Below are 14045 nucleotides of genomic sequence, written 5' to 3'. Positions count from 1 at the left end.
CGAAACTTGTTCATGAAAAAGGAGAGGCGCGAGCGGGTCGCGGTTTCGGGCAAGCGCACTGAGGAGGTGGGCTTATTTCATCATCTTAGCTTTGGTCCCGCCCTGGTCGCTGCCTGGGCCCGAACCGCCTTGGCCCGACGCGTCAGGCTTCACCATTCCGTCCTTGGCCATGCCGTCCTTGCTCATGCCGGTGGTGTTCTTCATGGAGCCCTTTTCCATGGAGCCCTTCTCCATCTTGTTCATGCCGGGCTTCTCCATGTTGCCGCTTTGCGCGAAAGCGGAGCCGCACATGAGACCGAGCGCGGTAGTAGCAATAATCAACTTCTTCATTCTGAAACTCCTGTTTGGATAGTACGGAGCCAACGGAAACGCAAAAGCCGCCACGTTCCAAAATGGACAAACGTTCGAGAAAATTATCCTTTGGCGACTATGAAACTTCGACCTACGCAATGCGTAGCGTGCGGCCCACGCGGTGCGGAGCGTTCCAACCGTTCGGCGTCCGCGTCAAATTCCGAAGGCGAGCGCCTTCAGGGTCTGTTGCTGCTGATTGAGCAAGAGAGCCTCTCGGTTCTACGTGCCTGGTCTCAGTGAGAGCCACATGACCATCGGGATATGTCGGTTCGAAGTCACCCCCGAGAGGCCCTTGCGCCAAAGCGCCACCAAAAAGATCTAGCCCGGTCGCGGCGTGGGCGGGTCACGCCACTCCAACTCAGTGCCATCGGGTATCGTACCCGACTTATAAAAAACCTTGCCATGTTCCCGCACCACGAACGGATCGGCGCCTCTGTCGCCCAGTCTTCCCTCGACAATCTTCAGTGCTTCGGTAATTGCTGCCTGGTCGCTCGTGGCTTCTTCGAGCTTATGAGGCAGGACGCCGCCGTCCTCAAGAAAAATCGTCAGGGTGTATGCCATGGCCGAATGCCGAATCAAGGGTTGATAAGCGCGCGCGCCAAATCGCGAACATGCACAACGCGCGAGCGAACGACTGTTCCCTCCGAAGAGGTGGATCATCCACAACGAGGTAGACCGTCGGCTCGTTGCCCGGCACGACCGACGGGTCCCGCGAGACTAACGCATAACCAACTCTACGCAACAGAACTGGGACTCAATGGGGCCCGGAGAGATTCGTTCCGGCAAGTGCCCGGGACGACGCAGCCGTTCTTGAAACCTGCGCCGCATTCCTGGCTTATAGAAATAAGCAGCGGATTCATCTGGCTTGCGTAATGACGGATAGCGGTAAGCGCCAGATCTGGCTTGGGCCACAAGGGGCGATGAAGCCATCGATCGCGTGCTGGAGGTTGTCCCCGCGGGCTGGAGCGCAGTTTGGTCGGGCGAGCTGGTCGGCGCGGTCCTCGGTCTGCACCAAACGCAACAAGGTGTCCCGCGAGTTCATGGCCGTCAGAAGCCCGCAAAGGTCGAGACGGCTGTCGAGAAGTTCAAAGGGTGTCCGGGTGGAAAAGAAGTAGCGCGAAAGACGACGGTGCGACGATAGGAACGGACGCCACAGGGGCCGGTTGAGCGCAATAGCTTTGGAGGTTCGCCGTGAGAATAGTCCCATTGATAACAGCAGCTGTGATCGTCCTTTCGACTGCCGGTGCCTCGGCTCAGTCAGGCGGCGCTCCGAGCGGGCGAGGATCGGTCACCGGTGATCCCGCGGCCAGCTCGATGGCGCCGAGCGCGGATCCGCGTAGCACCACTGGCATGTCTCCCGGCTCGAGCAGCGGTAGCGGAACGTCCACTTCAGGCGGGAAGGACGATAATGGAGATCAGGGGCGAGACAAGATGCCGGACAGCAACGTGAGCCAACAGCCGGCCAAGCCGCATTAATTGCATGAGCCAACCACTCCCGCTCCTCGTCGAAAACTCGCTTCAAATCGCCTGGGACTTCCTTGAGCGGTCGGGAGAAATTGCCGACCCGCAGCAAACGGCTGAGATCCTCTTGGGAAGCATCAAAACCCAGATATTGAAGGGGGAGGGACGTACCCTGATGTTATCAAACAAGGCCATCGCAGCATTCGAGCGGCACCGGAAAGCTGCGTAGAATGGCGGCTCAGACGGGATAAGTTGACTCCGCTGCGCCGCGTGCAGCGAATGTAGTCTTAATCTCATGCCTGTGGGCAATTATTAATGTTGAACGGGAAGACGGTCAGCAACCCATTGAACAAGCTCTCGTTGCCATGAAGGTGTTCACGAAAGGACCTATTATGAATAAGGCAATCCTCATCGCCGCGTCGATTGTAGCAATTGGAGCGAGCGCAATCGCAGCTCCTGCAGAGGCGAGAGGCGGCCGCGGATTTGGTGGAGCTGGCATTGGTCTCGGACTCGCTGCCGGTGCACTGGCGGCAGGTGCTTACGGTGCATACGGGCCAGGCTACGGGTATGGTTACGGTTCCGGTTACTACCGTCCCCGCTATGTCTATGGCCCCGGTTACGCCTACGGTCCCGGCTATGGCTACGGACCGGGCTATGACCGACCGCGCCATTATCGTTATTATTGATCTCAGGGAGCCCGGGTTAGTCCGGGCTTTTTTTGTGGCTAGTCGGGGCCGCCCTATACTGATCGACGTGCGCCTTCGCTTTTTGCCGTGTGAGTGTTTGTCGATGGCCCCGATATTTCTGGCCAGAGCGTGATGGTGGCCGTTGAACGGACAATCATGTGTCCCTCCCGGCAATCGGATGAACCATCGGGTCGGCGGTGGCGACCAGTCTCAGCTGGAGGCAAGAACGATTTTCATCAGTTTCTCCTGTGAACGGAACGAACGCCTGCAGCGGGCCGTTATAGCTAGTCACGGCAAGAACTGTGGCACTCATCGGTCTTGAGTTCTTCGATTGCGCTCCCGCCTTCCTCTCGTGGAGAACAGTATGCATGCCCAGCCTCCATCTCCCTAACTTCAAATTGATTGATTACCGCGAAATCAAGCTAAAGCACGATCTTGCACGCTATCGCGACTTGCTGCACGACTCTCCTGACGGCTGCTCATTCACCGCGACTGCTTGCTCATGATTGAATATCTCGAGCGACAGCTGCGCGACTCCCAGAAATCGACGCCTCAATTGGCTCGACGCGCCCACAAGAGGCCTAGATTGCGGTAGGGATTCTGACTATCGAAGAAGCCGCGGGGCTTCAGCTACACTGAGGGATAGTGAGGTGGGACCGCCATGAGATACAAGATCGTTCGCTTTGTCGACGGCACTATGAAGGGCGAGGAAACGGACAATATCGTCGGGTGGTGCACAGCTGCCGGGGTCGCCATCATCGGTGCGTATGATAGGCCCGATACTCGGGCCTACATGCAGGGAGCACCGGTGCTTCGGGGGTTTGCAGGGCCTCACGGTTCGACGAATGAGAACTTCATCCGATATGAGGATGAGAAGAGCCACGAAATTTTGAGCCGCTGAAGAGGCTATGCCTATCAATCGTTAAGCTGGGCGTTATCTGCTAACCGTCGATGTGACTGCCTCAACAGGTTCAACCACCTAAGGCCGAGCGAAGCTCCGCGTGCGGTTCCAAACCTCGCGTACCAAAACGCGAGGAGATTGCTGCGCGAGGATGTCGAATTTATTCGTCACGGACCGGTGCGCGACGCGGCCCTCCGCAGAGGACAGGCGGCGGTTCTAAACCGACATCCATCCCCTACCAGTAGCATCGACCGCTGACACTAACCGGCGAAGCTTATGTCCACGAAAATCGGCCCCACTGCGAACGCGCGTTCGACGAGGGGCCGTTCCGGGTGGATGGCACGAAACTAGTATCGGACCACAGACCGCCAGATCAATCATTTCGGAGAAATGCAGTTCCTATTTGCGCGCTCGATGAGTTGCTACTTCAGCTGGATCAGTCTCGAAACATAGTGAGCCGAAAGGCCGCGAAAGTCCTAATCAAATAAAGTGGGTCAGGAGCTGAATTGCAGACTGTCACCGTGGAACGCCCAACAGATCTTCGTGCAAAAGTGGGCCGTCATATTCTTGAGAGCGCTTGAGAACCCAACGAACGTCGATGCGATGTGTACGAACGATATTGCTCTCGTGGCGAGCTTTGCCGGCAACTCTTATTCGTTAGGAACATAGCGCTGTCCGGCTCGGTTGCGTCTGCACGACATGCCGAGAATGCGCATGCCGGCCCCAAAATGGAGGTTCGATCATGCGTGCACTTTGTTGGCACGGCAAAGGCGACGTTCGGGTAGACACGGTTCCCGATCCCCAGATTCAGCACCCGCGTGATGCCATCATTAAGATTACCGCGTGCGCCATTTGCGGCTCTGACTTGCATCTCTTTGACGGGTATCAGCCCACCATGGAGGCCGGCGATATCCTCGGTCATGAAAACATGGGCGAGGTGATCGAGTTGGGATCGGAAGTAACGAACCTGAAAATTGGCGATCGCGTCGTTGTTCCCTTTACGATTAGCTGCGGCAATTGCTGGTTCTGTCAGCAAGGACTGTTCTCCTGCTGTGACAGCACCAATCCGAACGCGGAGGTGGCGGCCAAGGCGATGGGACAATCACCGGCCGGGCTTTTCGGCTTCAGCCACATGCTTGGCGGCTATTCAGGTGGACAGGCGGAGTACCTACGGGTGCCAATGGCTGATGTCGGTCCGATCAAGGTCCCGGAAACAATCACGGATGAGCAGGCACTGTTCCTGTCCGACATCTTTCCGACCGGCTACATGGCCGCTGTCAATGCGCAGATCCAACCGGGCGACACGGTCGCGATCTGGGGATGCGGCCCCGTTGGCCAATTCGCGATCCGCTCCGCTCTCATGCTAGGGGCTGGGCGCGTCATTGCCATCGACGAAGTGCCGGAACGTCTGGCAATGGCGGAAGTAGGCGGTGCCGAGATCATCGATTTCTCGAACGCGGAGGTTCATGAGGAATTGATGCGGCGAACCAACATGCGCGGCCCCGACAGTTGCATCGATGCGGTCGGCTGCGAAGCATCGGGCCACGGCTCGGCCGACGCGGTGCTCGATAAAGTCAAGGCCGCAACCTTCCTGGCAACGGATCGGGTTCACGTTCTTCGCCAAGCCATCATGGCCTGCCGTAAGGCGGGCACCGTCTCGATCCCGGGCGTCTATGTCGGGATGGGCGACAAGATCCCGCTTGGCGCCGCCATGAACAAGGGACTAACCATCAAGACTGGCCAGACCCATGTCCAGGCGTACACCAAGCCGCTGCTCGCCAAGATCGTCGCGGGGGAAATCGATCCCAGCTTCGTGGTGACACACCCGGCCAGCCTCGAAGACGCGCCTGAGATGTACCAGAAGTTTCGGGACAAAGAAGCGGGCGTGATCAAGGTCGTGATGCGACCGTCTCGTTAAACCGCGAAAGAACCGGCAACCACTCGTGCCGACGGCATAAGACTGTGCCGGCGGCAGCACAGAGTGGAACTCTGCCATCAAGAAACGGGTCGCTGATGCCGACCTAGAGCAAAGATTCCGCGACCTAGACGAGCATGCTGATGCCACGGTACTTCTTCAATGTTCACAATGGGGATCCAAGCATCGATGATATGGGCGAAATGGCATGGCGCACAGCAACGGTCTTTACTGCGGATATGCTAAAAGACATCGAGGGCAAGTTCCGCCCCGGTCAGGAGTGGTCGTTAGAGGTGACCGACGAAGAGCTCAAGCCGCTCTACTTCATCAGCATCGGCTCGAGGAAAATGTCCTAGCAACCGACCTGCCACTCTCAGGCTGCACTCAACGACCGAACTGCGCAAACGTAGCGCGATCGGAAGCAATGCATTACGGTGACAGTGCATTCAATTGACGCCAGATGTTTTCAAGCCCGCTAAGCGCGGCCCAAGACATCGGCGCGGGAGATGTTAAGTGCACTGTCACCGTAACACGTAACAAGCCGCAGTTTAGGCCGCGCCACATGGGGGGAGGGTATTTAGTGCATTGTCACCGTAAAAAGTTAGGAGCGAGCCACATAGGCACGGACGTGTTTCGAACGGCATTGCTGCCTCCGCTAAGTTGGTTGGAGATGTTTGGTGTAGTGGAGACAGTGTGCGAGCGTAAATCGTATACCGCACCTGGTGGGCCGCAAATGAAAGTGCGGTTGCTCACAGATGGCCCGACTGCCTTGTGGCACTGTTGTCCAACTCTCAAAGAGGGGACGGCAATGAGCCACGACTGGACGATCCGGTGGAAAGGCCTGATATTTGCGGGCTACGGCGTTATGTTTGCGCTCGTCTTGAACAAGTTTGTTTTCGACGGACCAGGTTGGAGCAAGTTCCCGGCGATGCTGCTCTTGGGATTAGTCTTCGGCGTGATCGGCCATCGCATTGGACGGAAACAAATGCGCGATAAGGTTTGACGTATACGACTTCTCTCCGCAGGCTTCACGGTAAGGCGGTGAGCACGCACCCTTGCCGCCCGACGTTTTTCTGCCGCTCGGAGACAGCCGTTTTCTCAGCCGTCTCGAACGTCAGACCGGGCGCGGCTCAAGCCCGCCAAGCGCGGGCCTGAGCCATCGGCAGGGGAGGATGTTTAGTGCACTGTCACCGTAATTTAGCGCGGACCGAAGTTGTCGCGAAATTGTCGGTGGACAGTGTTTAGCGTCATTTTCTGCCTGGATGGTCAGTCGATTTGATGCGCCACCGCCGAGAGGAAACGGACCAGCACCTGGTTGAAGGCTTCGGGCGCCTCCAGCTGCGGCCAATGACCCACATTCTTCATCTCGAGAAATCCTTGCAGACCGGGAAGCGACTTGCGCATCTCTTCTTCGCTCGGCTTGCACGAGCGCGGCTATGCGGCCACCGGAGTTCGGCAGGTCGCAGAGGCTGCCGGGGTGCCGCAGGGTTCGTTCACCAATCACTTTCGATCGAAGGAAGGCTTCGGGCGTGCGGTGCTGGAGCACTATGCGGCCCGCTTGGACCAGGTCATGCAGCAAACGCTAGGGGACGCTTCTCGCCCGCCAGCCGAACGGCTCGCCGCCTATTTCGACGAGATCGAGAAGCGGGTGCGAACGCAGGACTGGGGCATCGGATGTTTGATCCCCGACCTTGCTGCCGAGACCTCCAGCTATGGCGACGAGTTGCGCGACTTGCTCGCGCGCGTCATGGAACGGCAGACTGCCGCCTTCGCCGCTGTTCTGCGTGAGATGGTTGACCCGATGCGTGCGGACGGTCTTGCCGGCGTGCTGCTGGCAGCCTGGCACGGCACCTTGCTGCGGATGAAAGTGGAGCGGACGGGAGAGCCAATCGCGCGCTTCCGCAAGGTGCTCGACCTCTTGGTCAGGTAGCGTCGCACATTGCGCAGGATGAATTACAGGATGAATTACGGTGACCGTGCACTCAATTGCGCAATTACGGTGACAGTGCACTCAATTGACGCCGGCAGCTTTCCCGTCCATGATGCAACATGGCTCGTCTCGCCCGTGTCGTCATCCCCGGTCATCCCCACCATGTCACCCAGCGCGGCAACGGGCGGGCGCGCACATTCTTCGAGGACGGGGACTATGCGCTGTATCGCGACCTGCTTGCGGCGAACTGCAAGGATGCCGGGGTCGAGGTGTGGGCCTGGTGCCTGATGCCGAACCACGTGCACCTGATCCTGGTGCCGTCCGATCCCGACGGGTTGCGCCGTGCGCTCTCGCGCGTGCATCGCAGCTACGCCGGGATCATCCATGCGCGACGTCAGCGCACCGGTCATTTCTGGCAGGGGAGGTTCGGCGCCGTTGCCATGGACGAAGAACATCTCGCGGCGGCGCTGCGCTACGTGTCGCTCAATCCGGTGCGGGCGCGCCTGGTGCCGCGGGCACGGGATTGGCGCTGGTCGAGCACGCGCGCGCATTTGCGCGGCAAGGACGACGGCGTGACCGCGCTGGCGCCGATCCGCGATCGTTTTCCCGAGTTTGCCGATCTGCTCGCGAGCGAACCGGAAGACGATCTGTTCGACGCCCTGCGTTCAGCCGAAAGCATCGGCCGGCCGCTGGGAGACAGCCGTTTTCTTGCACGTCTCGAACGTCAAACCGGGCGCGTCCTGAAGCCCGCCAAGCGTGGGCCGAAGCCGTCGGCCCAAGAGGAGGAGGGTATTTAGTGCACTGTCACCGTAATATCGTTGCGTGTCTCGCCTAGCCCCAAAAGGGGGCAGATGCTGCTCAAAAGGTGTATCTCGACCGCTTTCGACGCTGGCGCCGCCGTCGCAGTCGGGAAATAGCATCGCGCGATCCGTAGCCGATCGCTGCGCCGACAATAAAGCCGAAGAGGAAGTTGAGCATCCAGCTTCACTACCCCAAGTTGCCGCACGCCGTCCGAATCTTCTCTCTTAGGGTGAAGAGAACGTTATTCATGACAACTTCCGTTCCATCGGTGCCGCCGCCTCGCCGGGCCAAGGTGGCCACGATCAAGGCCGCCGAAGGGGAATATCGGCTTGACACTAGGAAGCGCTTCAATGCCTTGGATCGTCCGAACTCCGTAATTCCCGGCTCATCGGCGCGAGTTGCAGCCTGGAATCGGACGCCGACCAGCAGAAGCACCTACAGCATAGAGAAAGAGAATGGCGCACGGACGAAACAAGTATCAATCACGAGAGAACCGTGCTCGCGTCCGTGAGATTCTGCTTCGGGACTGGGACCCCATCGGGGTCTACGGCATACGGCAGGCCGCCGACGAGTATGATTCCTACGCAGATAAGGCCTACGTCATGCTGATGGACGAAGGCGCAACGGCGAACGAAATTGCCGGTTATCTCTATATTATCGCCACGGAGCATATGGGACTGACCGACCAGGGGCGCTTGGCCGAGAAGAGTAATCAGGTTGCTCAACTTCTCGTGCAGCTTCGGCCTGAGTTTGGCACCCACTGAAACACTATGGTCCGAAATTTTGCTGACGGTCCTCACCGGAGGGTACGCTACGGGTCAATCTTCAGGAGACAACCGTTTTCTCAGCCGTCTCGAACGTCAGACCGGGCGTGTCCTCAAGACCGCCAAGCGGGCCCAAGCCATCGGCGGGGGAGGGTCTTTAGTGCACTTTCACCCTAAGAGCCCTTGTGAAAGGGCACAGTAGACTTGCAATGACCTTCGCGCGCGGCCGAGTTTAGCGCTGCACAAGGATGCGATTGAATGATTATGCTCATCGGCCCCGTTCTCTTTATCCTTCTCATTCTGTTTGCTATTCGCCAGCAAAAGCGTGGCCTCCCGGGGTGGAAAGCGGCACTCATGGTGATTGCCGGATCGGCCCTCATAATACTGCTGATGTTTGGATTGCTTTTCGTCGGCTTCAGAAACTTTGGCTAGATCGAAAGGACGGGGAGGCCGATTGCAGGGGGCGGGAGAGTTCTTAGCGGTGCCCCATCAATCGATGCACTGAGATGATCTTATGTGAACCATGCATTTGCCCGGACGCCTGAAGGCCAAAATTGTGGAAAGGGGACGACCACTCTCTCGACGCGGTGAACGTACGATGACAGCGCCTCACCGTAGTTATCGTGTCTCACTTCAGGTGTGCAGTCCAACCCAGTGTGGACGGGACGGGCTCACAAAGCTCATCGTTTTCATGAGCGTGAAATAGAATGGAATCGCAATTGTGCGAGATTTTGTGAGACCTGCTTTGGCATTCTTGGTGGCGCCAACGTCTGTGAGTGCAGTTCTTTTTGCGATCGGACTGATGAGAGGTACTGAAACATATTATGTCGAGCAGCTTCTGCTGATCGTGAAAATCAGCTACATTTGTGAGCTGTTTCTTGGTGTCCCAGCTTATGCATTCTTCAGATCGAAGAACATCAACGCGTACTTGTCGTACATCGCGGTTGGCGCCTTGATTGGTATAGTTGCGCCTTTATCCGTGTTTGCGCCCTGCGCCTTCGTATCTGACAGTTGCGGTGCAATAGGTGTTGGGCTTCTTACGATTTCGGCGCTTGGGGCTTTGTTTGGGGGCTTGTCCGCAATGGTGTTTCGAGTGATCCTCGGCAGACATACATGGAGAATTGTCCGCTCGACCTGACTAACTCCTGCAGGAATTGATTGAGCTTACATTGCGGTGACACTGTCACCGGAATTTCCGAGCCTGGCGCCGGTGGCGGCGCCTATGTCGACCTTGCTTCAGGGTGCCATGACGAGCGTTCGTCAACCAACGGAATGAGGACAATGCAGAGGCCGCTCCACACCGTCAGCTCGCTTTCGCCGTCTCCACATCAACAATCCAGCGGCTGCGAAGACCAGACCGGGGAGACCTGCGCCGACGATGGGGCCAGGGACCGGAAAGCCTGTATAGCTATAGTCTGTCCAAGTCGCTGGTGAGGTGGAGATCGCGTAGGAGCCGTCAGGCTGAAGGATATAGTCCCCGACAGGGGCGCCGAACGGGTTAGCTGCCTGCGAGACAGTTTCGAGGAACGCCGTTCCGTAAACCGCGGCATTGCCCACAATGGCCCAATCTGTGATCACGCCGTGGTCAAACGTGACGTAGCTTTTGGGGTCTATGAAATTGGGGCCTTGTGAGGATGATACGAAGTAGTCCGCGGTGCCCACATTGAAAAGCGATATCCACTGGAGGTTATCCGCCAATGTGTAGGTGCCGGTGACGTCAGCCGCCGAAAGAACCGACGGACCGAACTCCAAGGATACTTGAGCGTAGAGGCGGGGACCTATCCGTTGCGGGTCGAGGTTGGTCGTGAAATCGTTGCCCTGGTAAAACGCGGTTATCGTTGCGCTGAAGGATTGTCCGGTCGTTGCGAGCAGCACCAAGGACGTCAAGACGCCCAGAAGCTTTGGCTTCACTATGTATTCCCCTCGAAAATCCGCTGACGTCGAAAGAGATAAGCTACGGCCGCGGCGGGTTTAGGTCAACCTAGCGTTGAGAGAATTTCCACGGCGGGCAGCTTGTGTAATGCAGATGTCGCTCGCATCTGCGTTGGCTCGCCAAAATCGCGCTCTCGTGCTGAAGCCGACTGAAATGGTCATCCGCTCGGCACTTGAACCCCACCAGCGGCGGCGCCGACCAAACGCCATGGCCGCATTCGTTGCAGAACTCCTGTTCGATCTCGTCAGATTCCTCGTGGGGAGCTGGCTGAGAGAGGGTGCGTTCGCCATCGGTGCGTGGGTCGATACCAGGATTGAGAGCCGCACGGCGCGCCTGGTCGTCGGCCTCCTGCTCGGGGCCGCCGCTTTCTTCCTCATTCCCGCCATCGCCGGCGTGCTGGGTCTTTGATGCCCTCGTCAAGGACCAACCTCGTCATCGCATTGGCCGTGGGGGCGCTCGTCTCGGCGCTGCTCCTCGTGCTGGAGCCGCTGACCGACTTCGCGTTTCTATCGCTGGAGTGGCCGGGCATCAGCGCGGCGTATTTTTTCTGGGGAGCGGTCGGAGGATCCACCGTCCTCGGTATCGCCATTTGCTGGTTCGTGAACGCACTGACCTATGGTCTGGGCGCTTTCGTCGTTCTCAGCGTCTTCAAGGTGGTGCGGGACGCATGAAGCGCCGGCTCCGATGTGGTCGCGCGACGGCGGATCAGACGCGCTTCACGCCGCCTTCTCCTCACCCTTGGCGATGATCTCGACTTCGAAATAGCCCATGTCGCGGAGCTCGGCGGCTTTCTTCTCAGCCGCTTCCCTGGTGTTCCGCTTCAGGATGATCTGGCCCGCTCCGTCGCGGGCGCAAACGAAATAAGGCATTTTCGATTCCCAATTTCGTTTGCATACACACGGCGGCGGATTCCTGCAATTCCGGGGTTCACGGCGCCAGCCCGGCCTTTTGCCGCATCTCGTCGATCAGCTCGGAGGCCTCGGCCTTGGTCAGGTCCTCTCCGGGCAGGTCCTCGTGCGCCTGCTCGGCGAGGGTCTCGAGGTAGGATTGCTGGGCTCCCGTCATCGGGTCGTCTCCGGAAACCCAGTCTTTCGGGTCCTTCTGGGTGTTGTCGGCCATTGCAGATCTCCTATTCGCTCTTCCGTCAAACGTCGGACTCGACTCTTCGTTCCGTTTTTGTTCTCATTGGCCCATATTCAAGATCGCGAGGCCAGACATGCCGGACCTGGACTTTCTCAGGCGGGAAATCGAACGAATGCGCATCCAGATGGGCAGGCAGAGGCGGGAGATCCTCCAGCTGCAGCGGGCGGGGATCGGTACGGCCTCGGCGCAGGCGCTGCTGTCGCGGATGGAGGCGAAGGTCGAAAGTCTCTGCGCCGAACGCGACGCGCTGAAGGCGGCGCAGCCTCGCCCGGCGAAACGCAAGGTGCTGGGCGGGAGGACATGGTGAGCAGGCGGTGGTTCGACGACGAGAGAGACCTCTCGCCCTTCCTCGCCGCGCTCGAGGACGTACGCCGCAGGGCGACGCGGGAAGGGTGGTGCTATGCCCACGTCCAGGCCATCATCGTGGCGATCGACCAATACGCGGAAGCCGCGACCGGCAACCGCGAGTATTTCCTGAACAAGCCGGTTTCGATCGGGGACAACAGGAAGGCGGCCGACATTCCGTGACCGTCAATGCCGCTCCATTGCGGAGCACGGGCGTGCGGCATGCGCGCGTTGCTCGTTGGGAAGCGCGACGTTCCCATTCAAGACGAGAGGCTCGCGGCAGATTGCGGCTGACGCTTTGGAGGAACGGACCGGCGAGGCCCGGGTTGGCCAGAGACAATTGGAGACGTCTCTATCATGGCCAAAGATCTTCCCCGGTCCGAAGAAAGAGAAGGCACGCGCAAGCTGATGATGTCGGGAGCAGCGATTGCCGCGATCCTCTTCGTGGGCTTGGGGCTCTGGTTTGCTGCGCCCCAGCTGTTCGGGGTGACCAACCATGTCGGACGCCCCTCGACCGGTGCCGACAAGGGCGCGCCCGCGACCACCGTCGGCACCGGAGTTCCAACGCAGCGCGATGCCGTCAGCACGGCCGCAAAACAGGATCCGGCCGGCAACGAGGATGCGAGCGGCCGTCGCGCCCGGCAGATCAAGGAGAGCAGCCGGCCCGCGAACCTCTCCGAGCAGCAGCGCGAACAGCTCCGCTCGATCTTCTCGACGTCGCAGGGCCCTGCGATGGATCGGCCGAATTTCGAGATGATGATCGGCACCTCGGTGCCGCGACAGACCGAGACCGCCGATCTGCCGCCGGAGGCGACGCAGATCCTCGACGGGTTCTGGGGCGATCAATATCTGATCGCGGGGAATTCCCTCGTGATCGTCGATCAGCATTCCCGACGGGTCGCAGGGATCATCGCCGACGTGCGATGATCACGCCCTGCGGTGCAGGCTCGAGTGTTCCGACGCAGGAACCTCTCTCGCTTGAGAGCTTGTTAACCGGCCATGCTCAGGATGCCGCTCCGAACTGGAGAGGATACCGATGTCAGAGCTGGAACAAGCGATCCGCGAGCGTGCCTACCAGATCTGGATGGAGAGCGGCGGGCAAGACGGCCACGCCGAGCGGCATTGGCTCGAAGCCCAGCGCGAGATTCTTTCCGCCTCGCTTGGCGCCGTTGCGCGCGTCTCCAAGGTGAGTTCCGAGAAGCCGAAGGCGAAGTCCGCAAGCCCGCGCAAGAAGCGGCGCGCCGCGTAAGCTTGCGGCCCGCTCGTCATGGAGCGAGCGCGCACTCGAGATAGCCGCGTTCCACGGCGCTCGTCGTCGCCGCCGATCAGCGAGGCGAGGCGGAGGAGGGGGCCGATCGGACGCGGCCCGGCGACGTCGTCTTCTTTCGCGGCGAAGACGTCCGACGGGTCTTGCCGGACTTCGCCCGCGCGTCGGGCTTGATCCCGTTCTGCTCGTCGAACTGCTTCAGCCAGGCCTGGATGTGCCGGGGGTCGTCGGGACAAAGCCGCTCGAGCAAACGAAGGTTCTGCGCTCTGAATTCCACAAGGGTTTTCGGCATCATGCCTCCTCAAAACCCTGCCCGGCGCAAAAGTGCGTCGTGGTGGTGAAGAGGTCAACGGCAAAGAGCGCTTGAAATCCCGGGCGGGCTGATGCAGCGCGCCGAAGCGAAAACCCCGCCTGGGGGAAGCGGGGTTCTCTGTCGGGGTGAAGCTTAGGGACGCTTCAACTGTAAGACGCGCGAGCCGGAAGAAAGTTCAAAACGAAACGCAATGCCGCTTCGCGGCCCTCTGCCGAAATGCCGACGAGAGTAGCGA

The 14045-nt window shown here is 59.4% G+C and carries 23 protein-coding genes; 16 read left to right on the top strand and 7 right to left on the bottom strand.

The annotated features are described in order from the left end of the window. Window positions 1-72 precede the first annotated feature (72 nt). Together AC3WLX_RS02485 and AC3WLX_RS02480 are read right to left on the bottom strand one after the other, a co-directional pair. Window positions 73-330, bottom strand: a complete 258-nt coding sequence (locus AC3WLX_RS02485) for a hypothetical protein (protein WP_492334554.1) — start codon at window positions 328-330, stop codon at window positions 73-75. Window positions 331-669: 339 nt separating this feature from the next. Continuing rightward, the gene (locus tag AC3WLX_RS02480; RefSeq protein ID WP_291620681.1) at window positions 670-912 is read right to left on the bottom strand and encodes a hypothetical protein; all 243 of its coding nucleotides are present in this window, start codon (window positions 910-912) and stop codon (window positions 670-672) included. A 919-nt stretch (window positions 913-1831) separates the two neighbouring features. Here AC3WLX_RS02480 and AC3WLX_RS02475 point away from each other — a divergent pair. The 5 genes from AC3WLX_RS02475 (at window position 1832) to AC3WLX_RS02455 (ending at window position 6317) form a co-directional block, all read left to right on the top strand. After that, window positions 1832-2041: a hypothetical protein gene (locus tag AC3WLX_RS02475; protein WP_291620679.1), complete on the top strand. Its 210-nt coding sequence runs from the start codon at window positions 1832-1834 to the stop codon at window positions 2039-2041. Window positions 2042-3159: 1118 nt separating this feature from the next. Further along, window positions 3160-3399: a hypothetical protein gene (locus AC3WLX_RS02470; RefSeq protein WP_291620677.1), complete on the top strand. Its 240-nt coding sequence runs from the start codon at window positions 3160-3162 to the stop codon at window positions 3397-3399. Window positions 3400-4141: 742 nt separating this feature from the next. Further along, window positions 4142-5317 (top strand): zinc-dependent alcohol dehydrogenase, encoded by a 1176-nt coding sequence (locus AC3WLX_RS02465; protein WP_291620675.1) that lies wholly within the window; start codon window positions 4142-4144, stop codon window positions 5315-5317. Between the two features lie 140 nt (window positions 5318-5457). After that, window positions 5458-5670: a DUF6894 family protein gene (locus AC3WLX_RS02460; RefSeq protein WP_492334553.1), complete on the top strand. Its 213-nt coding sequence runs from the start codon at window positions 5458-5460 to the stop codon at window positions 5668-5670. A gap of 452 nt (window positions 5671-6122) precedes the next feature. Next, on the top strand, window positions 6123-6317 hold the full coding sequence (locus AC3WLX_RS02455) for a hypothetical protein (RefSeq protein WP_291620671.1): 195 nt from the start codon (window positions 6123-6125) through the stop codon (window positions 6315-6317). Between the two features lie 263 nt (window positions 6318-6580). On the opposite strand, the gene AC3WLX_RS02450 is transcribed toward AC3WLX_RS02455, so the two are convergent. Continuing rightward, the gene (locus tag AC3WLX_RS02450) at window positions 6581-6679 is read right to left on the bottom strand and encodes an alpha/beta fold hydrolase (RefSeq protein ID WP_492334552.1); all 99 of its coding nucleotides are present in this window, start codon (window positions 6677-6679) and stop codon (window positions 6581-6583) included. A 31-nt stretch (window positions 6680-6710) separates the two neighbouring features. Between AC3WLX_RS02450 and AC3WLX_RS02445 the strand changes: the two genes are divergently transcribed. The 5 genes from AC3WLX_RS02445 (at window position 6711) to AC3WLX_RS02425 (ending at window position 9947) form a co-directional block, all read left to right on the top strand. Further along, the gene (locus AC3WLX_RS02445) at window positions 6711-7244 is read left to right on the top strand and encodes a TetR/AcrR family transcriptional regulator (protein ID WP_492334551.1); all 534 of its coding nucleotides are present in this window, start codon (window positions 6711-6713) and stop codon (window positions 7242-7244) included. A 119-nt stretch (window positions 7245-7363) separates the two neighbouring features. Beyond that, a complete protein-coding gene (locus AC3WLX_RS02440; RefSeq protein WP_492334550.1) occupies window positions 7364-8041 on the top strand; it encodes a transposase in 678 nt (225 codons plus the stop codon). Between the two features lie 459 nt (window positions 8042-8500). Next, window positions 8501-8809 carry a hypothetical protein gene (locus tag AC3WLX_RS02435; protein WP_492334549.1) on the top strand — a complete coding sequence of 103 codons (309 nt, stop codon included), beginning with the start codon at window positions 8501-8503 and terminating at the stop codon, window positions 8807-8809. 258 nt (window positions 8810-9067) lie between these two features. Beyond that, window positions 9068-9241: a hypothetical protein gene (locus AC3WLX_RS02430; protein ID WP_492334548.1), complete on the top strand. Its 174-nt coding sequence runs from the start codon at window positions 9068-9070 to the stop codon at window positions 9239-9241. Window positions 9242-9611: 370 nt separating this feature from the next. Continuing rightward, window positions 9612-9947 carry a hypothetical protein gene (locus AC3WLX_RS02425; protein WP_492334547.1) on the top strand — a complete coding sequence of 112 codons (336 nt, stop codon included), beginning with the start codon at window positions 9612-9614 and terminating at the stop codon, window positions 9945-9947. 122 nt (window positions 9948-10069) lie between these two features. Here the strand turns inward: AC3WLX_RS02425 and AC3WLX_RS02420 are convergent, their stop codons facing one another. Beyond that, a complete protein-coding gene (locus AC3WLX_RS02420; protein WP_492334546.1) occupies window positions 10070-10720 on the bottom strand; it encodes a hypothetical protein in 651 nt (216 codons plus the stop codon). Between the two features lie 109 nt (window positions 10721-10829). Here AC3WLX_RS02420 and AC3WLX_RS02415 point away from each other — a divergent pair, with 109 nt between their 5' ends. Together AC3WLX_RS02415 and AC3WLX_RS02410 are read left to right on the top strand one after the other, a co-directional pair. Next, window positions 10830-11150, top strand: coding sequence for a hypothetical protein (locus AC3WLX_RS02415; RefSeq protein WP_492334545.1), 321 nt, complete (start codon window positions 10830-10832; stop codon window positions 11148-11150). Then, window positions 11150-11413, top strand: coding sequence for a hypothetical protein (locus tag AC3WLX_RS02410; RefSeq protein WP_492334544.1), 264 nt, complete (start codon window positions 11150-11152; stop codon window positions 11411-11413). The genes AC3WLX_RS02415 and AC3WLX_RS02410 overlap by 1 nt, the downstream gene beginning before the upstream one ends. A gap of 45 nt (window positions 11414-11458) precedes the next feature. On the opposite strand, the gene AC3WLX_RS02405 is transcribed toward AC3WLX_RS02410, so the two are convergent. Continuing rightward, window positions 11459-11611, bottom strand: a complete 153-nt coding sequence (locus AC3WLX_RS02405) for a hypothetical protein (protein WP_291620651.1) — start codon at window positions 11609-11611, stop codon at window positions 11459-11461. A 58-nt stretch (window positions 11612-11669) separates the two neighbouring features. After that, window positions 11670-11861, bottom strand: coding sequence for a DUF3072 domain-containing protein (locus AC3WLX_RS02400; protein WP_492334543.1), 192 nt, complete (start codon window positions 11859-11861; stop codon window positions 11670-11672). 97 nt (window positions 11862-11958) lie between these two features. On the opposite strand from AC3WLX_RS02400, the gene AC3WLX_RS02395 reads away from it, so the two are divergent. The 4 genes from AC3WLX_RS02395 to AC3WLX_RS02380 all read left to right on the top strand — a co-directional run bounded on the left by AC3WLX_RS02395 (window position 11959) and on the right by AC3WLX_RS02380 (window position 13479). Then, window positions 11959-12192, top strand: a complete 234-nt coding sequence (locus AC3WLX_RS02395; protein ID WP_291620647.1) for a hypothetical protein — start codon at window positions 11959-11961, stop codon at window positions 12190-12192. Further along, window positions 12186-12413 carry a hypothetical protein gene (locus AC3WLX_RS02390; RefSeq protein WP_492334542.1) on the top strand — a complete coding sequence of 76 codons (228 nt, stop codon included), beginning with the start codon at window positions 12186-12188 and terminating at the stop codon, window positions 12411-12413. The genes AC3WLX_RS02395 and AC3WLX_RS02390 overlap by 7 nt, the downstream gene beginning before the upstream one ends. A 174-nt stretch (window positions 12414-12587) precedes the next feature. After that, the gene (locus AC3WLX_RS02385; RefSeq protein ID WP_291620643.1) at window positions 12588-13157 is read left to right on the top strand and encodes a hypothetical protein; all 570 of its coding nucleotides are present in this window, start codon (window positions 12588-12590) and stop codon (window positions 13155-13157) included. A 109-nt stretch (window positions 13158-13266) separates the two neighbouring features. After that, entirely contained in the window at window positions 13267-13479 is a 213-nt protein-coding gene (locus AC3WLX_RS02380) for a DUF2934 domain-containing protein (RefSeq protein ID WP_492334541.1), read from the top strand. Between the two features lie 76 nt (window positions 13480-13555). Here AC3WLX_RS02380 and AC3WLX_RS02375 read toward each other — a convergent pair whose 3' ends face one another. After that, window positions 13556-13789 (bottom strand): hypothetical protein, encoded by a 234-nt coding sequence (locus tag AC3WLX_RS02375; protein ID WP_492334540.1) that lies wholly within the window; start codon window positions 13787-13789, stop codon window positions 13556-13558. Window positions 13790-14045: the final 256 nt, after the last annotated feature.

The organism is Bradyrhizobium sp. FW305-F6, assembly GCF_058782905.1.
The sequence above is the reverse complement of the archived record's forward strand: the minus strand, read 5'-3'. Positions and strand labels throughout refer to the sequence as shown.

Coding starts and splice junctions, on each gene's coding strand:
- AC3WLX_RS02485 (WP_492334554.1), bottom strand. CDS start 330: ATGAAGAAGTTGATTATTGCTACTACCGCGCTCGGTCTCATGTGCGGC.
- AC3WLX_RS02480 (WP_291620681.1), bottom strand. CDS start 912: ATGGCATACACCCTGACGATTTTTCTTGAGGACGGCGGCGTCCTGCCT.
- AC3WLX_RS02475 (WP_291620679.1), top strand. CDS start 1,832: ATGAGCCAACCACTCCCGCTCCTCGTCGAAAACTCGCTTCAAATCGCC.
- AC3WLX_RS02470 (WP_291620677.1), top strand. CDS start 3,160: ATGAGATACAAGATCGTTCGCTTTGTCGACGGCACTATGAAGGGCGAG.
- AC3WLX_RS02465 (WP_291620675.1), top strand. CDS start 4,142: ATGCGTGCACTTTGTTGGCACGGCAAAGGCGACGTTCGGGTAGACACG.
- AC3WLX_RS02460 (WP_492334553.1), top strand. CDS start 5,458: ATGCCACGGTACTTCTTCAATGTTCACAATGGGGATCCAAGCATCGAT.
- AC3WLX_RS02455 (WP_291620671.1), top strand. CDS start 6,123: ATGAGCCACGACTGGACGATCCGGTGGAAAGGCCTGATATTTGCGGGC.
- AC3WLX_RS02450 (WP_492334552.1), bottom strand. CDS start 6,679: ATGAAGAATGTGGGTCATTGGCCGCAGCTGGAGGCGCCCGAAGCCTTC.
- AC3WLX_RS02440 (WP_492334550.1), top strand. CDS start 7,364: ATGGCTCGTCTCGCCCGTGTCGTCATCCCCGGTCATCCCCACCATGTC.
- AC3WLX_RS02435 (WP_492334549.1), top strand. CDS start 8,501: ATGGCGCACGGACGAAACAAGTATCAATCACGAGAGAACCGTGCTCGC.
- AC3WLX_RS02430 (WP_492334548.1), top strand. CDS start 9,068: ATGATTATGCTCATCGGCCCCGTTCTCTTTATCCTTCTCATTCTGTTT.
- AC3WLX_RS02425 (WP_492334547.1), top strand. CDS start 9,612: ATGAGAGGTACTGAAACATATTATGTCGAGCAGCTTCTGCTGATCGTG.
- AC3WLX_RS02415 (WP_492334545.1), top strand. CDS start 10,830: ATGCAGATGTCGCTCGCATCTGCGTTGGCTCGCCAAAATCGCGCTCTC.
- AC3WLX_RS02410 (WP_492334544.1), top strand. CDS start 11,150: ATGCCCTCGTCAAGGACCAACCTCGTCATCGCATTGGCCGTGGGGGCG.
- AC3WLX_RS02405 (WP_291620651.1), bottom strand. CDS start 11,611: ATGCCTTATTTCGTTTGCGCCCGCGACGGAGCGGGCCAGATCATCCTG.
- AC3WLX_RS02400 (WP_492334543.1), bottom strand. CDS start 11,861: ATGGCCGACAACACCCAGAAGGACCCGAAAGACTGGGTTTCCGGAGAC.
- AC3WLX_RS02395 (WP_291620647.1), top strand. CDS start 11,959: ATGCCGGACCTGGACTTTCTCAGGCGGGAAATCGAACGAATGCGCATC.
- AC3WLX_RS02390 (WP_492334542.1), top strand. CDS start 12,186: ATGGTGAGCAGGCGGTGGTTCGACGACGAGAGAGACCTCTCGCCCTTC.
- AC3WLX_RS02385 (WP_291620643.1), top strand. CDS start 12,588: ATGGCCAAAGATCTTCCCCGGTCCGAAGAAAGAGAAGGCACGCGCAAG.
- AC3WLX_RS02380 (WP_492334541.1), top strand. CDS start 13,267: ATGTCAGAGCTGGAACAAGCGATCCGCGAGCGTGCCTACCAGATCTGG.
- AC3WLX_RS02375 (WP_492334540.1), bottom strand. CDS start 13,789: ATGCCGAAAACCCTTGTGGAATTCAGAGCGCAGAACCTTCGTTTGCTC.